The organism is Cupriavidus sp. D384 (assembly GCF_001652915.1).
Taxonomy (GTDB): Bacteria; Pseudomonadota; Gammaproteobacteria; order Burkholderiales; family Burkholderiaceae; genus Cupriavidus.
Genome location: NZ_BBQI01000012.1, coordinates 68,912 through 92,647 on the forward strand (window position 1 = coordinate 68,912; position 23,736 = coordinate 92,647).

At 61.2% G+C, this 23,736-nt stretch carries 20 protein-coding genes and 2 pseudogenes; 11 read left to right on the plus strand and 11 right to left on the minus strand.

All coding sequences use genetic code 11. The annotated features are described in order from the left end of the window. Window positions 1-2: 2 nt before the first annotated feature. From A9J21_RS05925 to A9J21_RS05955, 7 genes are all read right to left on the minus strand, one after another. Window positions 3-1,787 carry an acyl-CoA dehydrogenase gene (locus A9J21_RS05925; protein ID WP_066732875.1) on the minus strand — a complete coding sequence of 595 codons (1,785 nt, stop codon included), beginning with the start codon at window positions 1,785-1,787 and terminating at the stop codon, window positions 3-5. 27 nt (window positions 1,788-1,814) lie between these two features. Beyond that, window positions 1,815-2,897 (minus strand): MBL fold metallo-hydrolase, encoded by a 1,083-nt coding sequence (locus A9J21_RS05930; RefSeq protein ID WP_066732877.1) that lies wholly within the window; start codon window positions 2,895-2,897, stop codon window positions 1,815-1,817. Window positions 2,898-2,925: 28 nt separating this feature from the next. After that, window positions 2,926-4,491: a class I adenylate-forming enzyme family protein gene (locus A9J21_RS05935; RefSeq protein ID WP_082926273.1), complete on the minus strand. Its 1,566-nt coding sequence runs from the start codon at window positions 4,489-4,491 to the stop codon at window positions 2,926-2,928. Between the two features lie 97 nt (window positions 4,492-4,588). Further along, window positions 4,589-5,365, minus strand: a complete 777-nt coding sequence (locus A9J21_RS05940; protein ID WP_066732881.1) for an SDR family NAD(P)-dependent oxidoreductase — start codon at window positions 5,363-5,365, stop codon at window positions 4,589-4,591. 23 nt (window positions 5,366-5,388) lie between these two features. Further along, the gene (locus tag A9J21_RS05945) at window positions 5,389-6,546 is read right to left on the minus strand and encodes an acyl-CoA dehydrogenase family protein (protein ID WP_066732883.1); all 1,158 of its coding nucleotides are present in this window, start codon (window positions 6,544-6,546) and stop codon (window positions 5,389-5,391) included. Window positions 6,547-6,555: 9 nt separating this feature from the next. Continuing rightward, window positions 6,556-7,797 (minus strand): thiolase family protein, encoded by a 1,242-nt coding sequence (locus A9J21_RS05950; protein WP_066732885.1) that lies wholly within the window; start codon window positions 7,795-7,797, stop codon window positions 6,556-6,558. 52 nt (window positions 7,798-7,849) lie between these two features. Then, entirely contained in the window at window positions 7,850-8,635 is a 786-nt protein-coding gene (locus tag A9J21_RS05955; RefSeq protein ID WP_066732888.1) for an enoyl-CoA hydratase/isomerase family protein, read from the minus strand. Window positions 8,636-8,987: 352 nt separating this feature from the next. On the opposite strand from A9J21_RS05955, the gene A9J21_RS05960 reads away from it, so the two are divergent. After that, window positions 8,988-9,959 (plus strand): AraC family transcriptional regulator, encoded by a 972-nt coding sequence (locus tag A9J21_RS05960; protein WP_231906825.1) that lies wholly within the window; start codon window positions 8,988-8,990, stop codon window positions 9,957-9,959. A 552-nt stretch (window positions 9,960-10,511) separates the two neighbouring features. On the opposite strand, the pseudogene A9J21_RS05965 reads toward A9J21_RS05960, so the two are convergent. Continuing rightward, a pseudogene (locus A9J21_RS05965) lies at window positions 10,512-10,994 on the minus strand (carboxymuconolactone decarboxylase family protein). Between the two features lie 111 nt (window positions 10,995-11,105). Next, window positions 11,106-11,348 (minus strand): hypothetical protein, encoded by a 243-nt coding sequence (locus A9J21_RS32605; RefSeq protein WP_307188101.1) that lies wholly within the window; start codon window positions 11,346-11,348, stop codon window positions 11,106-11,108. Window positions 11,349-11,377: 29 nt separating this feature from the next. Here A9J21_RS32605 and A9J21_RS32610 point away from each other — a divergent pair, with 29 nt between their 5' ends. Beyond that, window positions 11,378-11,608 (plus strand): hypothetical protein, encoded by a 231-nt coding sequence (locus tag A9J21_RS32610; protein ID WP_307188102.1) that lies wholly within the window; start codon window positions 11,378-11,380, stop codon window positions 11,606-11,608. A gap of 15 nt (window positions 11,609-11,623) precedes the next feature. Here the strand turns inward: A9J21_RS32610 and A9J21_RS05970 are convergent, their stop codons facing one another. After that, window positions 11,624-12,898, minus strand: coding sequence for an MFS transporter (locus A9J21_RS05970; protein ID WP_404851348.1), 1,275 nt, complete (start codon window positions 12,896-12,898; stop codon window positions 11,624-11,626). A gap of 180 nt (window positions 12,899-13,078) precedes the next feature. Here A9J21_RS05970 and A9J21_RS05975 point away from each other — a divergent pair, with 180 nt between their 5' ends. Both A9J21_RS05975 and A9J21_RS05980 read left to right on the plus strand, forming a co-directional pair. After that, window positions 13,079-13,561, plus strand: a complete 483-nt coding sequence (locus A9J21_RS05975; RefSeq protein ID WP_066732895.1) for a (2Fe-2S)-binding protein — start codon at window positions 13,079-13,081, stop codon at window positions 13,559-13,561. Next, complete coding sequence (locus A9J21_RS05980; RefSeq protein ID WP_066732897.1) at window positions 13,558-15,864, plus strand: xanthine dehydrogenase family protein molybdopterin-binding subunit; 2,307 nt, start codon at window positions 13,558-13,560, stop codon at window positions 15,862-15,864. The genes A9J21_RS05975 and A9J21_RS05980 overlap by 4 nt, the downstream gene beginning before the upstream one ends. Here the strand turns inward: A9J21_RS05980 and A9J21_RS05985 are convergent. After that, window positions 15,836-16,771, minus strand: a complete 936-nt coding sequence (locus A9J21_RS05985; RefSeq protein WP_066732899.1) for a LysR family transcriptional regulator — start codon at window positions 16,769-16,771, stop codon at window positions 15,836-15,838. The two genes, A9J21_RS05980 and A9J21_RS05985, sit on opposite strands and share 29 nt — an antisense overlap. 210 nt (window positions 16,772-16,981) lie before the next feature. Here A9J21_RS05985 and A9J21_RS05990 point away from each other — a divergent pair, with 210 nt between their 5' ends. The 7 genes and pseudogenes from A9J21_RS05990 (at window position 16,982) to A9J21_RS06020 (ending at window position 23,685) form a co-directional block, all read left to right on the plus strand. Further along, window positions 16,982-17,392 (plus strand): cupin domain-containing protein, encoded by a 411-nt coding sequence (locus A9J21_RS05990; protein ID WP_307188103.1) that lies wholly within the window; start codon window positions 16,982-16,984, stop codon window positions 17,390-17,392. A 238-nt stretch (window positions 17,393-17,630) separates the two neighbouring features. After that, window positions 17,631-18,163, plus strand: a pseudogene (locus A9J21_RS05995) (tyrosine-type recombinase/integrase); the annotation flags it as partial. Between the two features lie 229 nt (window positions 18,164-18,392). Beyond that, window positions 18,393-19,058: an aldehyde dehydrogenase iron-sulfur subunit PaoA gene (paoA, locus tag A9J21_RS06000; protein WP_082926255.1), complete on the plus strand. Its 666-nt coding sequence runs from the start codon at window positions 18,393-18,395 to the stop codon at window positions 19,056-19,058. After that, window positions 19,055-20,005 carry a xanthine dehydrogenase family protein subunit M gene (locus A9J21_RS06005; protein WP_066732901.1) on the plus strand — a complete coding sequence of 317 codons (951 nt, stop codon included), beginning with the start codon at window positions 19,055-19,057 and terminating at the stop codon, window positions 20,003-20,005. Before paoA ends, A9J21_RS06005 begins: the two co-directional genes overlap by 4 nt. Before the next feature lie 3 nt (window positions 20,006-20,008). Beyond that, complete coding sequence (gene paoC, locus A9J21_RS06010; RefSeq protein ID WP_066732903.1) at window positions 20,009-22,219, plus strand: aldehyde oxidoreductase molybdenum-binding subunit PaoC; 2,211 nt, start codon at window positions 20,009-20,011, stop codon at window positions 22,217-22,219. Window positions 22,220-22,312: 93 nt separating this feature from the next. Then, entirely contained in the window at window positions 22,313-23,083 is a 771-nt protein-coding gene (locus tag A9J21_RS06015; RefSeq protein WP_066732904.1) for a glucose 1-dehydrogenase, read from the plus strand. 107 nt (window positions 23,084-23,190) lie between these two features. After that, window positions 23,191-23,685: a cupin domain-containing protein gene (locus A9J21_RS06020; RefSeq protein ID WP_066732905.1), complete on the plus strand. Its 495-nt coding sequence runs from the start codon at window positions 23,191-23,193 to the stop codon at window positions 23,683-23,685. Window positions 23,686-23,736 lie beyond the last annotated feature (51 nt).

Here is a 23,736-nt window from a genome sequence, read left to right on the forward strand (position 1 = left end):
GCTCAGAGTTGTTCGTCGGCGAGCGCAAGCGTGCTGTCCGCGCCGGCCACGACGATGTCGCGCAGCATCGGGGCCTGCACCAGCACATGCGTCGCATAATGCCGCGCGGTCGCGACCTTGGCCGCAAGGAACACAGCGTCGCCACTGCCGGCAGCGAGCTGCGCCACAGCGGCCTCGGCCAGGCGCGCCGACAGCCAGCCGCCTATCACCGTCCCCGCCAACCGCAGGAACGGCACCGCGCCAGCGGCACAGCGCTCCGGCCGCTCTGCGCTGTTGCCGAGCAGCCAGTCGACGCTATCGTTCAGTGTGTGGAGCGCCGCATGCAGGGCGTGGCCGATTTTCGACAGCGCCGTATCCTGCGTATCGAGTAACCGGCGCGCGTCGGCATCGATGCGGTGGAGCAACGCCTTCATCGTGCGGCCACCGTCGCGCGCGAGCTTGCGGCCAATCAGATCGCTGGCCTGGATGCCGGTCGTGCCTTCGTAGATGGTCGTGATGCGCGCGTCGCGCAGGTACTGCGCGGCGCCGGTTTCTTCGACGTAGCCCATGCCGCCATGCACCTGCACGCCGTCGGACGTGATGTCCTGCGCGCTGTCGGTGCACCACCCCTTGACCACCGGTATCAGCAGACCGACCAATGCCTGCGCCTCCGCGCGCTCCTGCGCGTCGGGGTGGCCGGCGGCGCGGTCCATCTGGCCGGCGCAGAAGTAGGCCAGCGCGCGCATGGCTTCGGTGCGCGCCTTCATGTCCATCAGCATGCGACGCACATCGGGGTGACCGGCGATGGTGGTACTGCCCGCCAGCGCCGGCTTCCCCTGCACCCGCTCGAGCGCATAGGCGCGCGCATGCTGGTAGGCACGCTCGGAAACGCCCACGCCCTCAAGTCCGACGTTCAGCCGCGCGTGGTTCATCATCGTGAACATGCACGCCAGTCCCTCGTGCGGCTCACCGACAAGGTAGCCGATCGCACCCCCACGATCACCGAAGCTCATGGACGCCGTTGGGCTGGCATGGATGCCCAGCTTGTGCTCGATCGAGGTACAGGCCAAGTCGTTGCGTTCGCCCAGGGAGCCGTCGTCGTTGACCAGGAACTTCGGGCACAGGAACAGCGAGATGCCCTTCACGCCCGGTGGCGCATCGGGCAGACGCGCCAGCACCAGGTGGACGATGTTCTCGACCATGTCGTGCTCGCCCCAGGTAATGAAGATCTTGTTGCCGGTGACGCGGTAATGGTCGCCCTCGGGCATCGCACGGGTGCGCAGCGCAGCCAGGTCCGAGCCGGCCTGCGGCTCGGTGAGATTCATCGTGCCGGTCCAGCGGCCCGCGACCATCGGCTCGAGGAAGCGGCGCTTGAGTGCGTCGCTGCCGTGGTGCGCGATCGCTTCCACGGCGCCGAGCGTGAGCATCTGGCAAAGGCTGAAGGCCAGGTTGGACGATTTCCACATCTCGAGCACGGCGGTGGAGACCAGCGTCGGCAAGCCTTGGCCACCCCATTCGGTGGAAGCCGGCATGCCGATCCAGCCGTTCTCGCAAAAGCTTGCCCAGGCGTCGCGAAAACCGTCGGCCGGCGTGACCTCGCCGTTGTGCCAGCGCGCGCCTTGCACGTCGCCGGGTCGGTTCAGCGGGTCCAACACGCCGGTGGCGTAGTTGGCGGCCTCCTGCAGGATCGCCTCGACCAGATCGGGCGTGGTCTCCTGACATCCGGGCTGGGCACAGATCGCATCCAGCCCCCCGACTTCCTTCATTGTGAACAGCATGTCGCGCAAAGGCGCGGCGTAGATGGACATTGCTATTTCTTCTCGTCGTAGTATGGATCAGGCACCCCGCAGTCGATACCATGCGACACCTTCGCCATCGAGGCTGCATTCGACAAGGCCGGAATGCATCAGGTAGTTCAGGCATGCAAGGCTCTCGCCCGTTGCCATCCCTAACAACATCGGCGTCGACTCGTCGATTGGGCGAGCGAACAGTGCGCCGAACACATCGACCACGCGTTGCGGCGTGTCCAGTGCGGCATTCAGCCGGTCGAACGCACGCTGTTGGCCAGCGCTCAATGCGTCAATCCGTGCATGCAGGCCGCGAAAGCATTCGCCGTGTGCCGGTAGCACCAGCACGTCGTCCGGCACGCTGCGCTTGAGCTTCGCGAGCGAGTCCAGCCAGTCCGCCATGGGATTGGCATCGGGCTCGACTGGAAACACTGAGACATTCGATGAGATGCGCGGTAGCACCTGATCTCCGGAGATCAGCAGCGCAAGCTCCGGACAATACAGGCAGGCATGTTCGGGAGAATGCCCAGTGCCAACCACGACATGCCACTCATGCGAGCCAATCCGCACTACATCGCCGTCGCGCATACGGCGGTAACTGTCCGGCAGTGGATGAATATGCTTCCCGAAGCCACCAAAACGAGAGCAGTAAGCTTCGATGGCGGGGGCGCTCCAGCCGGCGCGTCGATAGAAGGCGATCGCGTCGGGTGGCGCCGCCCGTCCGCTGTCGGACACCAAGACCCGGCAGTTCAGGTATTCGAGGCGGGTCATCCAGAGCCGGATGCCAAATCTGCGCGCCAACCAGCCGGCCAGGCCAACGTGGTCAGGATGCATGTGCGTGACAAACACGCGGGTCAAGGGCCGAGCTTCACTGCTGCTCCCTAGCAGGTCACACCAGATTCGCGTGGCCTCTTCGGTGCGAACGCCCGTATCGACGACGGCCCAACCCTCGCCGTCGTCGACCAGCCACAGATTGATGTGATCGAGCGAGAAAGGCATTGGCATGCGAAGCCACCGCACACCGGGCGCGACTTCGATCATCTGCCCGCTCGCCGGCGGTGCAAATGGATAGACCAATCCGGATTTCCGGGCCGTGATCTGGGTGGGGTTCTCTTGCTCGGTACTGTCCATTGAAAACGGGTCCTCACAGAGTGAGCGGCTAGCTGACCTTGCGCTGCATGTCTTGCCAGTACTTTTCCTTGACCGCACGCCGCAACACCTTGCCGACCACCGAGGTCGGCAATTGCTCGACGAACACGATCGACTTCGGGGCCTTGTAGCTGCCAAGTTTTTCCTTGGCGTGCGCGATCAGTTCGGCGGCCTCGACCGAGGCGCCGGGACGCAGCACCACTTCCGCATGCACGGCCTCACCCCACTCAGGATGCGGAATGCCGACCACAGCGGACATCATGACGGCCGGATGGGAGGCCAGCGCCGCTTCGACTTCGATCGCATAGACGTTGAAACCGCCGCTGATGATCATGTCCTTCAAACGGTCGACGATGTACAGATAGCCATCCTCGTCAATGTAGCCGAGATCGCCTGACTTCCACGCCCCGTCGGCAAACTCGGCGGCCGTCGTTTCCGCATTGTTGTAATAGCCCTTGATGATGGCTCGGCTGCGGATGCGGATTTCGCCGCATTGGCCGGTTGGCAGCGGCTTTCCGTGCGCATCGGTGACATAAACTTCGACGCCCGGTGTCGGCCGGCCAGCCGAAGACAAGTGCTGGATGCCGCCAGTCGTACGAGCGGTCTCGTGCTCGGCCTTGTCGAGCGCCGACACGAACATTGGAACTTCGGTGGCGGCGTAGCCTTGCGCGAAGATGGGGCCGAAGCACGTGATCAGGTCCTCGAGCTTGGCTGGACTCATCGGGGCGGCGCCGTAGATCACGGTGTTCAGCGAAGAAAAATCGCGTGGGTTGGCGCGCTGCAATTCGAGCAGACGGTACAGAACGGTTGGCACCAGGAAGGAATGGGTAACGCGCTGCTGTTCGACCGTTTGCCGCCATTGCTCGAGATCGAGCTGATTGAGCGTAATGTTGGCGCCGCCGGCATAGAAAGTCGGTATGAAAGCGATCAGCGTGCCATGCGAGAGCGGCGCCACGTGCAACATGCGAGTGTGGCCGTTGAAGCCGAAATCCGGGTTGCCGAAGCCGCCGTCGCGGCAAGCCATCAGATTGTCGATCGAGTACATCGCGCATTTGCCCTGGCCAGTCGTGCCGCCGGTGAAGCGCAACATGAAGATGTGCTCGTCGTCGTCAAGCTCCACGTCGGCATCGAGTTCGGAGGCAGCATCGACCAGGCTCCAGAACGCGTGCACGCCGGGGCGCGCAGCCTGGTCCGGCGTCGGATCGTCCATGACGACGATCTCGCAGCCGGCCGCGCGCAGCATGGCGTAGTAGCCATCGAGCAGGCGCGTTTCAATGAATACGACCTTCGGCCTGACCAGGTCGATCTGACGCGCATGCTCTTCCGGCGCGTCGCGCAGGTTGGTCATGACCACCGCGCCTTCCTGCTTGAGGACAGTCGGCAGCATCATCAGGCTCAGGTTATCGTTCTCCAGGATGAGCAGGAACTTGTCGCCCTTGCCGACCCCGAGCGCATTGCGCAGCGCATCGGCAATGCGGTTGGTCAACAGATGGTAATCGTGGTAGCTGTAGCTGCGGCCGCGCTCCACATTGACGATCGCTTGCCGGTCGCGAAAGCGCAGCGTCATCAGGCGCATGACGCGGGAAAAGTTCATTTTCATGGAATGGTCTCCTTTGTTCTTTTGCCCTCCCTCTTCGTTGGAGGAAGGGCACCCTGTCACCGGCGAAGCGCGTTTAGCGCGCGCGCAGGCGAGATGCAGCGTCCAGGCGAATGGTGTGCGCGTTGAGGTAGGCGTTCTCGATGATGAAGGCGCAGCAGTGCGCGAACTCGCGCATGTCCCCGAGGCGCCTCGGGGCCTCGATCTGCGACTTCAACGCAGCGACGATCTTTTCGTCGAGCGTCTGCACCATCGGAGTCAGGAACAGACCAGGTGCAATGGCGTTGACACGGATGCCGACGTCGCCGAGTTCGCGCGCCGCCGGCATGTTCATGCCGAGCAGCGCCGCCTTGGAGGAAGCGTAGGCGACTTGACCGATCTGCGCCTCGTAGGCGGCACCCGACGAGATGTTGATGACCACGCCGCGCTCCTCGCCAGCTTCCGGTTCGTTCCTGACCATCTGCTCGGCGCATTTGGACATGACATTGAACACGCCGTTGACGTTGACCGAGGTCACCTGCGCGAACTTGGCCAGCGGCGTGGCCTTGCCTTCCTTGCCTAGCACCTTGCACGGCGTGGGCAGCGCGGCGCAATTGATGCAGACGTGAATCGCGCCGAAGCGGGCAGTCACGGCAGCCACCGCGATCTGCACCGATTCCTCGCTGCTAACATCGGTTTGTACGAACATCGCGTGTTCGGCGCCGATATCCTTGACCGCCTTGTCGCCGGCCTCCGCATTCAGATCGAAGATGGCGACACGCGCGCCTTTCTCCTGTACCAGGTAGCGCGCCGCGGCCAGGCCGAGGCCCGATGCGCCACCGGTAATGACGATGACTTTCCCTTCAATACGCATGATGTCTCCTGCGACTATGGTTCTTAGAATGCCGGCACGCCGGTCAAGGCGCGGCCGATAATGAGTTGCTGAATCTGAGTCGTGCCTTCTGGAATCGGCGCGATGATCGCTTCGCGCGCGAGCTTCTCGACGAGGAATTCTGTCGTGACGCCGTTACCCCCGTGGATCTGCACGGCCTGGCGGGCGATCTTCACGGCTGCTTCGCAGGCGAAATACTTGGCCATCGCTGCTTCCATCTCGGCCGGCACGCCGGCTTCGATCATCGATGCTGCGCGGTAGGTCAACAGGCGCGCAGCGTCCACGTTGGTCGCCATTTCGGCCAACATCGCCGCGATCAACTGGTGACCCGCGATGACCTTGCCGTGCTGGCGGCGCTCCTTTGCATAACGCACCGCTTCTTCGAGCGCGCGGCGAGCGATGCCCAATCCCTGGGCGGCGACGAATACGCGCGACCGTTCGAACAGCGTGAGCGTATTGCGCAGTCCCTCGCCTTCGTTGCCGATCATGTTGGAGGCCGGCACGCGCACATCGCTCAGGAAGATCTGTGCGGTGGACTGGCTGTTGAAGCCAATCTTGTGGATGCCGCGTACTTCGTAGGGATGTTCCTTGCGGTCTAGCAGGAAATGGGTCAGCCCCTTGCGCGGGTCATCGCTGGTTCGGCACGTGCAGATCAGGAAGTCCGAGTACTCGCCATTGCTGATCCAGGTCTTTTCGCCGTTGATGATGAAATGGTCGCCATCGCGGCGCGCACGCGTTTTGATCTCCAACACGTTGGAGCCGACGTCGGGTTCGGAAATGCCCATCGAGACGAAACTGTCTCCGCTCAACAGGCCAGGCAGGTAGCGTTCACGCAAATGCGGAGGCGCGACCTTCTCAAGCAGCACGACGCCAAACGAGTTGATCAGCACCGGCACCGACAGGTCGGCCGAGGTGGTAGCCACCTCCTCGAACAGCATCAGCGAAGTCAGCCAATCCAGGCCCATGCCGCCGTTGGCTTCGCTCGCGATGCCCGACACCAGCCCGAACTCCGTCAGCCGGCGCATGATTTCGGCCATCTTGTCGCGCGGCACGAACTTGTCGCGGTATTGCTTGCTGAAGATCGGATCGATCTCGGCGTCGAGAAAGCGTTTCAGCCCATCGACAGCAGCCTGCTGCTCTTCAGTGCGGAATACGTGTCCCATGCTGCCTCCTTATTGTCTTGCCAGAATGTTGACGCCGACCACAGCTTCTTCGATGCCATACAGGCCGCCGCCGTTTTCCTGGATTGCGATGCGTGCGCCCTGGACCTGGCGCTGTCCGGCTTCGCAGCGCAACTGCGTCACCAGTTCGTGAATCTGGCCGAGACCGGTAGCACCGATTGGATGGCCTTTCGATTCGAGGCCGCCGGACGGGTTGATCGGGATGCGTCCGCCGATCGTAAAGTCGCCGCGCTCGGCCGCGGGACCGCCTTCGCCGAACGGCACCAGCATCAGCGATTCGGCGTTGAGGATCTCGCCGATCGCCGAGGCGTCGTGCACTTCGGCAACGTCAACGTCCTGCGGGGCGACGCCGGCTTGTTCGTAGGCTTTCTTCGCCGCGAGGTGCGCGACGATCTTTTGCGGCTCGTCGACACTGCGCGTCGTACCGGTCTGAATGACGCTGGCCAACACGCGCACTGCGCGGCCTGCCTCGCCCTGCAGGCGCTTCAGGCCGGCGGCGGTGCACAGCACCACGGCGGCAGCGCCGTCGCTGATTGGCGAGCACATGGTCGTCGTCAGCGGGTAGGTGATCGGCGGCGAAGCCAGCACCTGCTCGATCGTCATTGGTTGCTGGAATTGCGCCAGTGGGTTATGCACCGAATGCTGGTGGTTTTTGGCCGCGACTGCGGCGATCTGGCGCTGCGTGGTGCCGTAGCGCTTCATATGGTTGCGAGCAATGGCTGCATAGACATCCATGAACACGCTGTATGGGCGATCGGACATGGTGCCGGGCGGGGGCTCCACACCTTCACCCATTGCCAGCAGCGTCTTCTTGTTTTCCTCGACAGTGGCGACGTCCCAGCCGCCGTCGAACGCGGAAAACATCTTGGCCTTGTCGGCGATGTTCATCTTTTCGGCGCCGACGGCCAGCGCCACGTCGCAGGTCCCGGCCCGCAGCGCCTGCACGGCCAAGTTGAATGCCGAAGAGCCAGCGGCACAAGCGTTTTCGACGGTGAACACCGGAATGCCTTCGATGCCGAGGCGGCGCATGGCGATCGGTCCAGGGATCGCGGTCTGCCCCTGGAACTGGCCGTTGGTCAGCGTTGCATAGAATGCCGAGCCGACGTCGACGGCCTCTGCGCCGGCGTCTTTCAAAGCCAGGGTGACGGCCTCGCCGACCATGTCGTAGACGCTGCGCTCAAGCAAGCGTCCGAACGGCGTCATGCCGACACCGGCAACATAGATATCGTTCATGTGATTCACGAAAGGGGAATGAGAAAAAGCGGGATGAAGGGATCGGACGGGCTTAGCGGCCCTGGAACTGCGGCACGCGCTTTTCGGCGAATGCCTGCAAGCCTTCCTGCAGGTCGAAGCTGCGCAGATGGCGGCGCAACATGACTTGCTCATGCAGCAAGGCGTCGTCCCGGCTCTTGTCTGCGGAGGTGCGCGCGACCTCCCTCATGCGCCGCAGCACGATCGGGCTCTTTCCGGCAATCTGGCCGGCCAGCTTCATCGCGGCCTCGGCCAGTTCGCCGTCGGGATGCACTTCGGATACGAAACCGTAAGCCTTCATTTCCGCTGCCGACAGCGTCTTGCCTGTCAACAGCAGATACATGGCGACGTTCTGAGGAACGACGCGCGGCAGGACCGCTGCGCCGCCAGCGCCGGGATAGACGCCAAAGTTGGCATGGGCGTCTCCGATCACAGCGCTTTCAGCAGCGATGACGATGTCGGCGCACATGGCCATCTCCAGGCCGCCGGCCATGGTGACGCCGTTGAGTGCTGCGATCACCGGTTTGGGGAAATTGCGCAGGCGCGCAAGCGTCGCGTCGGCACGGTCGAGGAAGTCGGCTTCGCCGGGCTCCGCCTTCTGACTTGCCAGCACTTCCTTCAAGTCCGCGCCGGCGCAGAATGCGGCGCCGGTGCCGGCTACCACGAGCACGCGAATCGCATCATCAGCGGCGATCAGTGCCAGCCGGCGATCCAGCTCCGCCAGCAGCGCCATATTCATCGCGTTCATCGCCTTAGGACGATTCAGCGTCAAGCGCGCGACTGCGCCGGCTACTTCAAACAGCAATACTTCTTCGGTCATGGTGTCTCCTGGATGGCCGTGTTTTTTGTTGTGGCGGAACGGCGCAAACCTGTCCGCTATTGGAAGGCATCATAGGAAGGGGGAAACGACCGCGCGGCTCTTTGGAGCGAAAAGTACATTCCGCAAAGCAATGCGGGGCGATCATTCGGGGACCGCGCAGCGGGCGAAGAATGTGGAGGAAAGGTTGCCCTTCCGACATGGCTCAGGGCGGCCGCCTCAAGCGCGCGATGGTCGGAAAGGGCGGTGTAGAATCACCAGCGCCCCCAATTGCCAACATTGCCGCGCCTTGAAATCCGACCGCCATTCCCCCCTCGCTGCAGTGCAAGAAGCGACGACCATCGGGGGGTACTGCATGGCAATCGCCAAGACTTTGGACGCAAGCGGCGTGGACAGCGAGCGCATTTTCCGCTCCGTCGGCGTGCAATCCCACATGGCGAATGGCCCCATGGTTCGGCTGCCCGCCGCTACCCTGACCAGGCTATATCGCGCCTGTGTGGAGGCCACCAACAATCCGTATTTCGGCCTGTCGGTCGCCCGGCACATCCATATCTCCAATTTGCATGCGCTCGGCTACGCGCTCGCCGCCAGCAGCACGCTGCTCGACTTCTGTCGCCGCCTGGAGCGGCACTTCCGGCTGGTCTCGCAGGCGGCGACCATCGGTGTCATTGAGGCAGGCGACAGGATCGCCCTGCGCGCCACCGACTTCAATATCGAGGTCAGCGGCGAAACGGAAGACGCGTTCGTCTGTTTCCTGGTGCTGACGATGCGCATGTTGTACAAGCCGGGCTTTAATCCGCTGTCCGTGGAATTCCATCGCCCGATGCCGCGCGAAGGTGACGAGCCGTACCGCGCCTTCATGCGCGCACCGGTCAGTTTTTCGAATCCGGCCACGACGCTGACGTTCGACAGGCATGAGTTGATGCAGCCGCTCAGCGGAGCCTGCCCGGAACTGGCGCAAGTCAATGACAACATCGCGAATCAATATCTTGCGCGGCTGGACAAGGACGACGTGGTGACCGGCGTCACGCAGAAGATCATCGAATTGCTGCCCTCCGGTGACTGCAGCAGGGAGAAGGTCGCTGACGCGTTGTGCATGAGCGCGGCTACTTTGCAGGTGCGGCTGGCGAAGCGTGACACCAATTTCCTGCAGTTGATGGATGACACACGCAGGGAACTGGCCCGCAATTACATGCAACAGCGAACACCCTCCGTAACCGAGATCACTTTCCTGCTCGGCTTTACCAGCACCAGCAATTTTGCTCGTGCGTTCAAGCGCTGGACCGGGATGTCGCCTACGCAATTCCGCGAGGAGCGGTCGGAGTAGGAGGCTTTGTCGCAGTAACCGGATCGGTCGCCCCCACCGCGCTCACTTGTACTTGCCATATCTCACGCAATTGCTCGAGCAGGTAACGGTCTGCAACGTCCGCTCCCACCCCGAACTTGAGACACTCACCAACCTTCACCGGAAGGCCGAACCGGTTTCGCAGCGGTCATTGGGTGTGAACTCAGTGAATGACTCAGATGGGTCGGCAAGAGTCCTTGTCGACAACCAACTTCTGACCATTCCGGCGATTTCCTTTCGCATTATGAAGGTCAGCGTACTGCCCCCGGCAGCGGCTTTCCTAATGTGCCCACTTTTGCGTCAATCCCCATCCCGGCGATCCAAGTGCTCACGATTGCTTCGCCGGTCGGCAAGCTACTTGCCAAAAGCGCCCGTTCGACAGACCAAAAAATCAGCGCAATCGACTATCGGGCGGCTCCATGCCTAAACAGGCTAAGGTTGGCGGCTACCGAAGGATGCACAGGTTTCCGCTCGAGCACTTCGCTAATGACGACAGTTCTAAGACGGATAGCTGCCCTCGCGTCGTTCGGTCCCTCAGTAGCCCGCTACGCCAACCAATTGGCGATCGAGCGCCTCGCGCGCACGACGACCGTTGTCAGGTCCGACGCTCAATCAAGACCTGCGTAACCTGGCGCAACTGTGTTGCGCTCAGGCCCACATTCATGCTGATACGCATATGGGCCTGCAACTGCGGCTCGGTGCCCGCAAGGGACGACAGCATGCCGACGGTTGCCAGCTCTCGGCTCTGCCAGTCGAGATTGTCGCGCTCGGATCGTTGCCCTCTGCATCGTAAAATCCGCGCTGCTTGCGAGCATCGACAACTTTCATCAATTCGACGAGTGCGTTAAGGCTACGTGGAAATCCGGCGTAGGCGTATAGCTGCACCAGGATCTCCTTGGCGTCGCTGATCGCCAGACCAGCATCCAGCCCGTCGTTCAAGGCGCCATTAAGCCGGGCGATGTCGCCGGCCGCCGCAAACGCGGCAGTCGGGATGATGGCTTGCTGGCGGACCGTCAGGGTTTCGGACGTCGCGTGGCCGCCAGCCGCTTGATAGTGTCGTGTTCATATTCCGGGATCCCTGAGCTCGAGCAGCGTCCAACGATGCGCAGAGCGCTATCGCCAGCGCCATCACCTTGAATTGTCGAACAACATGCTTATCTCGCGGGGTACTGCGCATCGCTGACCTTCTCCATCCATGTGACGTTCCGCCCTTCGACACTTCCCGGTGACGGCTAGATTCGTCATGGGCGTGCCCGGTGATGCACCATGCCAATGCTTGACACCGGGAGGACACCAGACCACATCCCTCGCCCGAATCTCCTGGACCGCTTTGCCCCATTCCTGTGTCAGACCGACTCCGGACAACACCACCAGGCGTTGGCCTACCGGATGGGAGTGCCATGCATGCGCGCCGTCGGCTCGAAGGTGACAATGCCGCCAGAAGCGTTGATGTGTGCGTCAGCCGGCCAGACCGGCTCGACCTATACATGGCCGGTGAAGAAGTCGGACGATCCGGCAGCAGATCGCTGCGTCCCAGCCGGGATGATCTGCTGGCCTTCCGTCTGTTCGCCGCCAAGCGCCGGTTGCGTGACGGCGGCGGCAGCCACAAGCAACTGTGGGAACTGCCATGACCTTGGGGGAAAACTTCATCGTGCTTCCTCCGGTTGCATGTGAGCGGAGTGCTCATTGAAATCCCAGGCCCTATCGGCCTTCGCGGCGCGTGTCGTCATCCATGCGAGGACGGCGCCGACAAGCAGCAGGGATGCGCTGGCTTCGAGGGTGCTGCGATATCCGTATGTATCGAACAGAAGGCCTCCAACTGTAGAGCCCAGTGCGATCGATAGTTGGACGACTGCCACCATCAGGCCGCCACCTGCCTCGGCATGGTGCGGAAACGTGCGGGTGATCCAGCTCCACCATCCAACGGGCGCAGCCGTTGCCACCAACCCCCACAAGGCCAGAAGCATGACGACACTGGTGGCGTGATGGCCAAAGCCAACAAGCGCGAGCGCGATAGCGGCCATCAGCGCCGGGATCGCTATAAGCGTGGCATGGAACGCCCGCTTCAGCACCTCGCCGATCAGCATGGTTCCGACCAATCCCGCCACACCGATCACCAGCAGGATCAACGACAAGCTACGTGAATCGACATGCGTGACCGTTTCCAGAAACGGCCGGACGTAGGTGAAGAGCGTAAATTGTCCGGAGAAGAATACGCCGGCCGCGAGCATGCCCAGCGTGACGACGGGGCGCTTCAGGTGAATGAACACATTTCCGCTGCCGTTGTGCCGTGTCAGAACAGGCATTGCGGGCAGACTGAACCATTGCCAGGCAAGCGCGAGCAAGGCGATCGGAACGAGGCAATAGAAGGCGCCGCGCCAACCGATGATTGCGCCAAGGTAGCTGCCGACCGGAGCCGCTATGACGGTCGCCAATGCGTTTCCGCTATTGAGGATCGCCAATGCGCGTGGCACCTTTTTCGGCGGCACGAGGCGTAGAGTCGTCGCCGCCGACATCGACCAGAATCCGCCAACGACGATGCCGATCAATGCTCGCCCAATCAGATAGGCGGTGTAGTTCTGAGCCACGGCGATGATGGCACCGGATACCGCCATGACCACCGTCAGCCCAAGCAGCAGCGACTTGCGATTCATGTTGCCCGCGACGACGGAGATGAACAGACTCGTGAACACAGCAAAGGCACCGGAGATGGCGATCCCCTGGCCAGTCATTCCTTCGGTGACACGCAGATCTGCGGACATCGGCGTCAGCAGGCTCACGGGCATGAACTCCGAAGCAATCAGTGCGAAGACGCAAAGCGTCATGGCGAAAACGCCGCCCCAGTACGCGACCGGCTTCGAAGAATGGGAGGGCGAGGCCGGCTGCGGCGGGGAGATCCGAGGTAGTGCAGTGTTTTCCATGGGCCGTATCATCCGTAGAATGGCCGCCGGCGACTAGCCGCCTAATGCTTGTTGCCTTGATGAGCCAGCTTCATGAACACAATTGATGAACGAGCCTCATGACGGCAATGAGCCAAGGCGCGTAATCGGCATCTCCTCTATCCGATACCATTCCGCGATCCCCCGCCCTCTCATCCGTTCATGACAACGATAAACATCAACGGCCAGACTCATGAGGTCGACCTCTCCCCTGACACCCCGCTCCTGTGGACACTCCGCGATGCCTTGGGCTTCACTGGAACCAAGTTTGGCTGCGGCATGGCGCTATGCGGGTCATGCACCGTTCATGTTGATGGTCAACCCATTCGCTCCTGCGTTACCCCGATCTCGGCAATTGGTACCAAGCCCGTGCGCACGATCGAATCGATGGATTCGGATCACGTAGGCCGGGCCGTCCAGGATGCCTGGGTCGAGTTGGGCGTGGCCCAGTGCGGCTACTGCCAGGCGGGCCAGATCATGACCGCCACCGCGCTGTTGAAAGCCAATCCGAAGCCCACCGACGAGCAGATCGTCGCGGGAATGAGCGGCAATCTTTGCCGGTGTGGCACCTACACGCGCATTAATGCTGCGGTGAAGCTGGCGTCGTCACGCCTTTCGGCCAACAAGACGGGAGCCACGGCATGACATGGACCGACCTCGAAACACTCGAACAACCTGCACGCCGCCGCATCCTGCAGGCAGGTGCGGTGTTCGCGCTGTCTCACCAATTCGGCGGCCTGATCACCAACGCCGCTGCGGCCGAACCCGAGAAGAAGTACGGCGGCGCAGCGATGCCGGGCGGTGTCGTGGACGATCCGCTGGTGTTTGTCTCGATTGCCCGGGATGGCACCGTGACCATCGTGGCGCATCGTGCAGAGATGGGCACGGGCGTACGAACCAGCCTGCCGATGGTTGTCGCCGACGAGATGGAGGCAGACTGGAGCCGCGTCAAGATCGTTCAGGCCGATGCCAACGAGGCGCGCTATGGCAGCCAAAACGTGGACGGATCGCGCAGCCTGCGGCATTTCCTCGCGCCAATGCGCCGCGTGGGTGCGTCCGCGCGGCAAATGCTCGAAGCCGCCGCCGCTGCGCACTGGAAGGTGCCTGCCACCGAGGTACAGGCGCGCAATCACGAAGTCATTCATGCGGCAACCGGTCGGGGGATCGGATATGGCGATCTGGCCGAAGCCGCGATGCAGCAGCCCGTACCGAAATCTGATCAACTCCGCCTCAAGCAGCCCGACGCATTCCGCTACATCGGCAAGGGTAAGATCATGCCGGCCGACAGCCGGGATATTGCGCAAGGCAAGGCGACCTATGGTATCGACGTACGGCTGCCGGGCATGGTCTACGCCGTCATTGCCCGACCACCCGTCTACGGTGGCAAGCTGCGCAAGGTCGATAGCGCCGACACGTTAAAGGTTCCCGGTGTCCTGCGCGTCGTCGAGCTGAAGGGCTACGACGGCCCGCCGCTGTTCAATCCCGTTGGCGGGGTTGCCGTGGTGGCGACCAACACCTGGGCGGCAATGCAGGGCCGCGCGGCGCTCAAGCTGGAGTGGCACGATGGTGCCAATGCCAACTATGACTCCGCCGTGTTCCGCCGCACGCTCGAAGCTGCGGTGCGACAGCCCGGCAAGGCGTTGCGCAACGATGGCGACGTTTTGTCCGCGCTGTCGGCTGCCGGCCGCCAGCGCAAGGTGTCGGCCCAGTACTACATTCCGCATCTCGCGCATGCATCGATGGAAACGCCCGTGGCAACGGCGCGTTTCGTTGACGGGAAATGCGAGATCTGGGCCCCTTCGCAAGCGCCTCAGGGAGCCTTGGAGAGTGTGGCCAAGCACGTCGGACTCGATCCTAAGGACGTGACACTGCATCTCACGCTGCTGGGCGGCGGCTTCGGCCGCAAGTCGATGGCCGACTTCATTTCCGAGGCAGCGCTGGTGTCGAAGGCGATCGGCGGCACCCCGGTCAAGCTGCAATGGACGCGTGACGACGACATTCACCACGATTACTTCCACACGGTGTCGGTCGAGCGCATGGAATCGGTGCTGGATGCCAATGGCAAGCCTGCTGCCTGGCTTCACAGGTCCGCGGCGCCGACGATCACCTCGACGTTCAAGGTTGGCGCGGAGGGCAAGGCCGCCTTTGAGGCGGGCATGACGGCCATCAACGTGCCGTTCCAGATCCCGTCGATCCGGCTGGAGTCCGCTGACGTGCCGGCGCACACACGCATCGGCTGGTTTCGCTCGGTGTCCAATATTCCGCACGCGTTTGCGGTCCAGAGCTTCGTTGCCGAACTGGCACATCAGGCGCGTCGCGATCCGAAGGATTATCTGCTGGAACTGATCGGCCCGCCGCGCAAGATCGATCCTTCGACACTCACGGACACCTGGAACTACAACGAATCGCCGGACGTGTATCACCTCGACACGGGCCGCATGCGCGGCGTCATTGAGGAAGCCGCGCGCCGAGCCAACTGGGGCCGCAAGCTGCCCAAAGGCCATGGGCTTGGCATTGCCATGGCATATAGCTTCGTGACGTACGTGGCCACCGTTGTGGAAGTGGCCGTGGATGGCAAGGGCCAGATCACCATTCCGCGCGTGGACGTGGCCATCGATTGCGGGCCGCAGGTCAACCCCGAGCGCATCCGTTCGCAGGTCGAGGGTGGAACCGTGATGGGTATCGGCCTGGCGACGTTGGGGGAAATATCGTTCAAGGACGGCCGCGTCCAGCAAAGCAACTTCCACGACTTCGAGATCCTGCGCTCGCACATGGCGCCGCGGGCCATCCATACGTGGATGGTGGGTGGTGATTTCAGCGTGCCGCCCGGCGGTGTGGGCGAGCCGCCCGTGCCGCCCGTCGCACCGGCGCTGTGCAACGCGATATTTGCGGCAACAGGAACACGGATTCGGGCGCTGCCTATCCGTGACCAGCTTTCGCAGGCTTAGTCGCCGCGACGTCATCCGGCCGGTGCCGGATGGCGTCAATCACGATCTTGAGCGCGCGCGATGACTGCCTGCGGCTCGGATAGAACGCGTGATAGCCCGGAAACGTCGGGCACCAGTCCTCCATCACCTTGATGAGTTTCCCCTTCTCCGCGTACGACTGGATGACCGGCGTCGGCAAGAACACCAGCCCGAAGCCATCCAGGGCCGCATTGAGCATCTGGTTGACGCTATTGCAGATGACCTGCCCTTCCACACGCGCCTGCAGCTTCTTGGATCCCTTCGCCAGTTCCCACGCATAGAGGCCGCCGCTGGTGGAAAGGCGCAGGTTGATGCATCGGTGCGATAAAAGGTCGCGCGGTGTCATCGGCTTTTCACGGCCCTTGAAATATGCGGGTGACCCCGCAATGGCCATCTTCACATCGGGGCTGATGCGCACGGCAATCATGTCCTTTTCGATCTGATCGCCAAATCGTACGCCGATGTCGTAGCGATCGCCCACGATGTTGGTAAGTCCATAGTCGACCGTCAACTCGACGTTGAGGTCCGGATAGTGCGGAAGCACCTTGGCGAGGCGTGGCCAGATGATGGCATCGATCGGATGGTCGACGGACGTAATGCGAATAGTGCCGGCCGGGCGTTCGCCAAGTTCGGCCACGGCGGACAGGTCGGCTTCGATTTCCTCGAATTTGGGGCCGATGGACCGGATCAGCCATTCGCCCGCGTCGGTCGTCGACACACTTCGCGTGGTCCGCGTCAGCAGCCGCACACCCAGTCTCGCCTCCAGATTGCGGATGGTGTGGCTCAGCGCGGATTGCGTGACATCGAGGCGCGCTGCTGCGCGCGTGAAGCTCCGCTCCCGGGCGACGGTGACCAATGCAAGCAGATCGTTAAGATTGTGGCGGGGCATGGCAGCTCTATGTGAAAAATGCAGCCTGGCGTCGCGAAGGGCGCTATGAACGCATTTCATTAATGTTCCGGCTATTGTTCAGCTTGGTGCGCGCGACGCGCAAGCATTTTGTTGATAAGCCCCATGCAACCTTCGCCTGTTCCAAGTCCTCCGCTCAACGTCTTACCTGATGAGGAACCAATGGCCATGACACCTGAGATACGGTCCCGAATGGTCACGATCACCCCACCTGGCTCTCAGCCGTCGATTGACGGCAGTGCCGCCCACTTCACGGGCAGCGTGCGCATCGACGGACATTTCCAAGCGCCCCGGCCCGCGCGCGTGGGAGGCGCCACAGTTACATTCGCACCGGGTGCCCGAACGGCCTGGCACAAGCACCCGCTCGGGCAGACCCTTCTTGTCGTCGCCGGGATGGGCTTTGTCCAGCAATGGGGCGAGGCGGTCCAGATCATGCGGCCGGGGGATCTCGTCTGGATCCCACCCAATACCAAACACTGGCATGGTGCGACAGCCTCTTCCACCATGGCGCACATCGCGATTACCGAGGCAATGGAGGGAAAGGCAGTGGATTGGATGGAGCGTGTGAGCGCCATGCAATACGACGAAGCCTTGGAGCAATAGACGCGGGGAGCAACCTGCCGATCCTGGCTCCGCGTCCGCTGCGGAGAATCGCAAGGGACGGCTATGTTTGGACTTCCAGCCACTCCGCAACAATGGCACGGTCGTCTCAATTGGGTCGGAGGACTAAACCGCTGCGCGGTAACCCTTCGGCAAACGTGCGAAGTGACTGAAGCGCCTGCGCTGTTTTCTAAGTTGAGAACCGAGGTAACTCGCCTCGATTCTCGACAGGAGCACAGCCATGTCAGTCGCGACACCTACCGTCAGCCCGCTACGCCAGCGCATGATCGAGGACATGCGCATGCGCAAGCTTCGGACAAGACCCAAAGCCAATACGTCCACGCCGTGTGCCAGTTCACGGCCTTTCTCGGCCATGCGCCCGACACCGCCAGCACCGAGAACCTGCGGCGCTACAAAGTCCATCTGGTCGACCACGGTATTTCCCCGGTATCGCTCAATGCGGCGATCACGGGACTGAAGTTCTTCTTCGAAGTGACCCTCGGCGATGCCCAACGCATGGCCAAGATGCGTCCGGTACGAGTACCCCGCACCCTGCCCGTGGTACTCAGTCCCGACGAAGTCGGCCGGCTGCTGGCGGCCGCTGGGAACCTGAAGCACCAGACCGCGCTCGCGGTCGCCTATGGCGCCGGCTTGCGCGCCAGCGAAGTGGTGGCATTGAAGGTGACCGATATCGATAGTGAACGCATGACTCTGCGCATCGAACAGGGCAAGGGTTGCAAGGACCGCTACGCGATGCTCTCGCCCGTGCTGATTCACGCTGGCGGAAACGCCATTATTGAATTTCTCTCACAACTGCATGCATCCAGAGGACCTTAACAAGGTCCCGTTCGTTGAGTTAACTTTGCATGCTTGGGGGCCAAAGGTGCCCAGGATTGCCAGAGCCAACTGCGGCATGGAGCCGGTGACGAGATCTGCCCAATTGGCAAGCTAAGGTTACCTGTCGAGATCTGGCCCTGGTTCCACAGCGAAGGAGTAAGGCGGTATGGACGAATCCGACCAAATCAAAGTGACCCGACGCGACGTTCTGGTCATTGGAACTGCATCCGTTGTGGCCCCGCTTCTCCCTATGAGGTCGGCTGACGCAAAGGAAAGTACGCCGATGAATGACACTCAGCAACCTTCCGTCGAAGGCTCAACCACGTATCCGATCACTTTCCGGGTAAATGGGATCAGTCGAAACATTGATATCGATCCTCGAACGAGCCTGCTCGACGCCTTGCGAGAACACCTTAAGTTGACTGGAACGAAGAAGGGCTGTGACCACGGTCAGTGTGGTGCTTGCACCGTGCTCGTCAACAGCGTGCGCATCAACTCCTGCCTTAGTCTCGCCGTCATGCACCGAGGCGATGATGTAAGGACGATCGAGGGACTCGGAACTCCCGAGACGCTTCATCCAATGCAGGCGGCCTTCATCAAACATGACAGCTATCAATGCGGATACTGCACTCCTGGTCAAATCTGCTCGGCGGTTGCGGTACTGAATGAGATCAAGGCGGGGGTGCCAAGCCATGTCACAGCGGACCTGGCCGTGCCACCCGAAGCGACCAACCTGGAGATCCGCGAGCGGATGAGCGGCAACATTTGCCGCTGCGGCGCCTACTCAAACATTGCTGAAGCGATCAGGGATGTAACGGGGAGCAACGGATGAAGGAATTCACCTATGAACGCGCGACAACCGCCGCGGACGCGGCGAGGACTGTGGCCTCGCGTACAGGCGCAAAGTTCATCGCGGGCGGTACCAACTTGCTTGATCTCATGAAACTCGAGATTGAGACACCGACGCACCTCGTTGACGTACAGGATCTTGGCCTGAATACCATCGATGGCACCGCCGAGGGCGGTCTGAGAATAGGCACGCTAGTCACCAACACCGAACTGGCTAGCCATCCAAAGGTTCGTCGTGACTATGGCCTGCTTTCGCGCGCTATCGTAGCCGGCGCGTCGGGTCAGCTGCGCAACAAGGCCACCACAGGCGGCAACTTACTGCAGCGCACTCGCTGCCCATACTTCTACGACACCAACATGCCTTGCAACAAGCGGATCCCAGGGTCTGGTTGCAGCGGAATCAGCGGATTTAGTCGACACCTTGCTGTCATCGGTGGGACCTCTAGCTGCATCGCGACAAACCCCGGCGATATGGCGGTTGCATTGCGAGCCTTGGATGCATCGGTCGAAACGGTTCGCGCGGACGGCCGGTACAGAACTATACCGATCGCCGACTTTCACCGTCTCCCGGGTACCACCCCACACATAGATTCAAACCTTGAGCCTGGCGAGCTGATTACTGCCGTCACCCTTCCTCCGCCCGTTGGCGGCAAGCATCTCTATCACAAAGTGAGGGATCGAGCTTCGTATGCATTTGCGCTCGTTTCAGTAGCAGCAATCATTCACGAAGACGGAAGAGGTCGGGTAGCGGTCGGTGGCATCGCTCCGAAGCCCTGGCGCCTCGAATCAGCGGAGCAACTCCTGGCCCACGGGCCCAAGGCCGTCACGCAACAACTCTTGGCCGGTGCCCAGCCAACCCAAGAAAATGGGTTCAAGTTGCCCCTAGTAGAACGCACTCTAGCCTACGTGATGGCAAACGCGAGAGGTTAAACCATGAAGTTTGATACTCCGGCAGGGAAAAATCCGACAGATCGGATGGCGATCATCGGTCAGTCACACGACCGATACGAGGCAAGGCTCAAGACGACCGGAACGGCAACCTACGCCTATGAGTACCACCGCATTGCTACTGGGATCGCCTATGGATACATTCTCGGCGCCAGCATCGCAAAAGGTCGCATTCGCTCCATTGACACCCATCGGGCGAAGTCTGCACCGGGAGTAATAGCAGTTGTAACCTATCAAAACGCCGGTCCCCTTGGCGTGGGACAATTCTACGTTCAGCGGATGATGGCTGCGCCGAATGTGGACCACTATCATCAACCGGTTGCGGTTGTGGTGGCAGAGACCTTCGAGCAAGCTAGGGCGGCCTCCTCCCTGATCCATGTTGAATACATCGAAGAACGCGGTCAGTTCGATCTCGCCACGCAATTGAAGAGTGCCCCCGTCGCACGTCAAATGCCTTTCGGAGGCCCACCCGAAACATGGGTCGGAAATTTTGCGCAGGCCTACGCAGCATCGCCATTCAAGGTAGACGAGACCTATACCGTTCCCGACCATGCGCACGCCATGATGGAACCCCACGCCACGGTTGCCGTTTGGCAAGGCGATAAGTTGACTTGCTGGACCTCTATCCAGCAGATGAACTGGGGTACCCGTGATCTTGGTCTCATTCTCGGCATTCCCCGTGAGAGTATTCGGCTAATCTCGTCGTTCATCGGCGGGGGATTTGGTGGGAAGGGCACGGTGCAATGCGACCTTGTGCTCGCAGCCGTATGTGCGCGGATAGTGAGACGGCCAGTGAAGATAGCTCTTCAGCGCCCTCTCATGTTCAACACCACCATTCACCGACCCAGAACGATTCAACGCATTCGTTTGGGCGCAGAGCGGGATGGGAGGCTCACTGCCGTCGGCCATGAGAGCTGGTCCGGAAACCTTCCGGGTGGTCGCACTGAGCCAACAACACTCTCCACACGAGGACTGTACGCCGGTGCCAACCGCATGACACAGCTCCGTCTTGCAATACTCGATTTGGCGGAAGGAAACGCCATGCGGGCGCCGGGCGAAGCACCAGGGCTGATGGCATTAGAAATCGCCATGGACGAAATGGCCGAAAAGCTCGGCATGGACCCCGTTGAGTTTCGGATAGCGAACGACTCGCAAGTTGATCCCGAAACACCGTCGCGCCCCTTCTCATCCCGCCCTTTTGTTGAATGTCTACGCACAGGGGCGAACCGCTTCGGCTGGAAGGCACGGCAGGCCAGGCCCGGTCAGGTTCGAGAAGGCCACTGGCTCATTGGCTTGGGTATGGCCAGCGCTATTCGAGGCGCTCCCATTTCAAAGGCAGGCGCTCGCGTGAAGCTCGACCCAAACGGCATCCTCACAGTCGAAACCGACATGACGGACATCGGCACCGGAAGCTACACGATCGTGCAACAGACAGCGGCCGAAATGATGGGCTTGCCTCTCAACAAGGTCATCGTAAAGCTAGGCGATTCAAGTTTTCCTGAAACGCCGGGATCCGGTGGCCAGCAGGGAGCACCTTCCGTAACGGCCGGCGTATACGCGGCGTGTATGAAACTGCGGGGCAGTATTGCACGCCACTTAGGATTTAACCCCGAGTTGACCGAGTTTGTCGACGGTCAAGTTCGTTTCGGCAACAGAAGCATTGCGCTTCTGAAAGCTACCTCGGGGGGAGCGCTTGTTGCGGAAGACAGCATGGAATACGGCGACTTGGCAAAGCGCTTCTCCATCCAGACTTTTGGCGCGCACTTCGCTGAGGTCGCCGTTAATAGTTTCACCGGGGAAGTGCGAGTAAGGCGGATGCTCGCCGTATGCGCTGCTGGCCGAATTCTGAATCCCAAGACTGCACGCAGCCAAGTGATTGGAGGTATGACGATGGGTATTGGGGCGGCGCTTATGGAGGAGATGGTCGTTGACAAACAGCACGGATTGTTCATCAACCATGACCTCGCAGGCTACGAAGTCCCCGTCCATGCAGACGTACCTCACCTCGAAGCCTTGTTCGTTGATGAGGTCGATCTTGCGATCTCCCCGCTGAAGGCGAAGGGAATCGGCGAGTTGGGCCTAACAGGTGTTGCGCCTGCCATTGCAAACGCCATCTACAACGCCACTGGTGTACGCGTACGACAGTACCCCATCACTATAGACAAGTACCTCGATGGATTGCCAGTTGCTGCGTAGGACTCCGCGGAGTTCCTTAAACAAGCGGAGTCAAATCTCTGCTCCCCTACCCGCGCTCGAAATCTATCAACCTTGGCAACCCTTCAGAAGCTCATGGGCAGAGTAACTTACGATTTCTCGGGGAAAGTAGCGCTGGTTACCGGTGCTGCGTCAGGAATGGGCTTGGCAACTGCCCAAGCATTCGCCGCGGCCGGCGCTGCGGTGACCTTAGCCGATTCGAACTCCGAAGCACTTGCGGCGGCTGTGAGCGATCTAACAGCGGCTGGTCACAGTGTTCTGCCAGTCACCTGTGATGTATCTGATGAAGAGCAAGTCTCGGCAATGGTGCAACGGACTGTCTCGACGTTTGGTCGCTTGGATGCGGCCTTCAACAATGCCGGAATACAGGTACCTCCCTTCGATGCAGCGGACGAACCCGTCGCAAACTTCGACAACGTCAACGCGGTCAATCTACGCGGTGTGTGGGCGTGCATGAAACACGAGTTGAAGCAGATGCGAGCGCAAGGTGGAGGTGCGATCGTCAACTGCTCGTCATTAGGCGGCTTAGTCGGGCTTCCCGGCCGTGCTGCGTACCATGCATCTAAGCACGGGGTCATTGGTCTAACTCGAAGCGCGGCACTTGAGTACGCGCCGCGGGGAGTTCGCATCAACGCGATTTGCCCAGGGACATTCGACACGCCGATGGTCTCATCGATGTTGGCGGACCAGGCAGAAGCTATGAAAGAGATCCTCCGAGAGCAACCCATCGGTCGACTCGGTCGTGTAGAGGAAATTGCAGACGCGGTTCTATGGCTTTGTAGCTCCGCGTCGACCTTTGTCATCGGTCACGCCCTGGCCATCGACGGCGGATTCACAGCGCACTAGCACCAAAGCCGTAAGTGGACAAGTGCTTACTCCTTAAACGATAGAAAACGGATAGGTTGAAGAAGCACTGTACTTGGAGTTCAACAGGCACTGTGAAAAGAACGATTATGGACCTCATCTCGAAACCCGTTGCGTATGCAGCCGCATTTCTCGCCGTGTTTGCGTCTACAAACCAGGCGCACGCAAACGAGCCGGGTGAATCTCAACAGATCACGCCTTCAGGAACTCAACGCACGGTCGGGGGCTCACCCGATTTCTTTACTGGTAGCGTGCGCGTTGAACCCGTCTGGCCCGCCGACAAGAATATCAATGCCTCAGGCGGCCTTGTCACTTTCGAGCCTTACGCTCGATCGGCTTGGCACACTCATCCTGCCGGCCAGCGGCTTTGGGTCGTTTCCGGCGTCGGCCTAACGCAAGAATGGGGAAAGCCTATCCGGGAAATTCGGGCTGGCGATGTAGTGTGGTGCCCACCTGGAGTTAAGCATTGGCATGGCGCTTCCGCCAGAGCGGCGATGACCCACCTAGCGATTACGGGGAATGTCGAAGGGAAGAACGTCACTTGGATGGAGAAAGTCACAGATGACCAATACAACGCGCGCTAAGAATCGCTCCCAGTACCTTAAGCTGACAACACTAGGCGTTGTGCTGTGTGC

Bases quoted from the DNA above. Each gene is read 5' to 3' on its own strand.
- A9J21_RS06005 (WP_066732901.1), top strand. From the start codon at position 19,055: ATGAAGGAATTCACCTATGAACGCGCGACAACCGCCGCGGACGCGGCG.
- A9J21_RS05960 (WP_231906825.1), top strand. From the start codon at position 8,988: ATGGCAATCGCCAAGACTTTGGACGCAAGCGGCGTGGACAGCGAGCGC.
- A9J21_RS32610 (WP_307188102.1), top strand. From the start codon at position 11,378: ATGCATGCGCGCCGTCGGCTCGAAGGTGACAATGCCGCCAGAAGCGTT.
- A9J21_RS05950 (WP_066732885.1), bottom strand. From the start codon at position 7,797: ATGAACGATATCTATGTTGCCGGTGTCGGCATGACGCCGTTCGGACGC.
- A9J21_RS05935 (WP_082926273.1), bottom strand. From the start codon at position 4,491: ATGCGCCTGATGACGCTGCGCTTTCGCGACCGGCAAGCGATCGTCAAT.
- A9J21_RS05985 (WP_066732899.1), bottom strand. From the start codon at position 16,771: ATGCCCCGCCACAATCTTAACGATCTGCTTGCATTGGTCACCGTCGCC.
- A9J21_RS06015 (WP_066732904.1), top strand. From the start codon at position 22,313: ATGGGCAGAGTAACTTACGATTTCTCGGGGAAAGTAGCGCTGGTTACC.
- paoA (WP_082926255.1), top strand. From the start codon at position 18,393: ATGGACGAATCCGACCAAATCAAAGTGACCCGACGCGACGTTCTGGTC.
- A9J21_RS05970 (WP_404851348.1), bottom strand. From the start codon at position 12,898: ATGGAAAACACTGCACTACCTCGGATCTCCCCGCCGCAGCCGGCCTCG.
- paoC (WP_066732903.1), top strand. From the start codon at position 20,009: ATGAAGTTTGATACTCCGGCAGGGAAAAATCCGACAGATCGGATGGCG.
- A9J21_RS06020 (WP_066732905.1), top strand. From the start codon at position 23,191: ATGGACCTCATCTCGAAACCCGTTGCGTATGCAGCCGCATTTCTCGCC.
- A9J21_RS05930 (WP_066732877.1), bottom strand. From the start codon at position 2,897: ATGGACAGTACCGAGCAAGAGAACCCCACCCAGATCACGGCCCGGAAA.
- A9J21_RS05940 (WP_066732881.1), bottom strand. From the start codon at position 5,365: ATGCGTATTGAAGGGAAAGTCATCGTCATTACCGGTGGCGCATCGGGC.
- A9J21_RS05990 (WP_307188103.1), top strand. From the start codon at position 16,982: ATGGTCACGATCACCCCACCTGGCTCTCAGCCGTCGATTGACGGCAGT.
- A9J21_RS05945 (WP_066732883.1), bottom strand. From the start codon at position 6,546: ATGGGACACGTATTCCGCACTGAAGAGCAGCAGGCTGCTGTCGATGGG.
- A9J21_RS05980 (WP_066732897.1), top strand. From the start codon at position 13,558: ATGACATGGACCGACCTCGAAACACTCGAACAACCTGCACGCCGCCGC.
- A9J21_RS05955 (WP_066732888.1), bottom strand. From the start codon at position 8,635: ATGACCGAAGAAGTATTGCTGTTTGAAGTAGCCGGCGCAGTCGCGCGC.
- A9J21_RS05975 (WP_066732895.1), top strand. From the start codon at position 13,079: ATGACAACGATAAACATCAACGGCCAGACTCATGAGGTCGACCTCTCC.
- A9J21_RS05925 (WP_066732875.1), bottom strand. From the start codon at position 1,787: ATGTCCATCTACGCCGCGCCTTTGCGCGACATGCTGTTCACAATGAAG.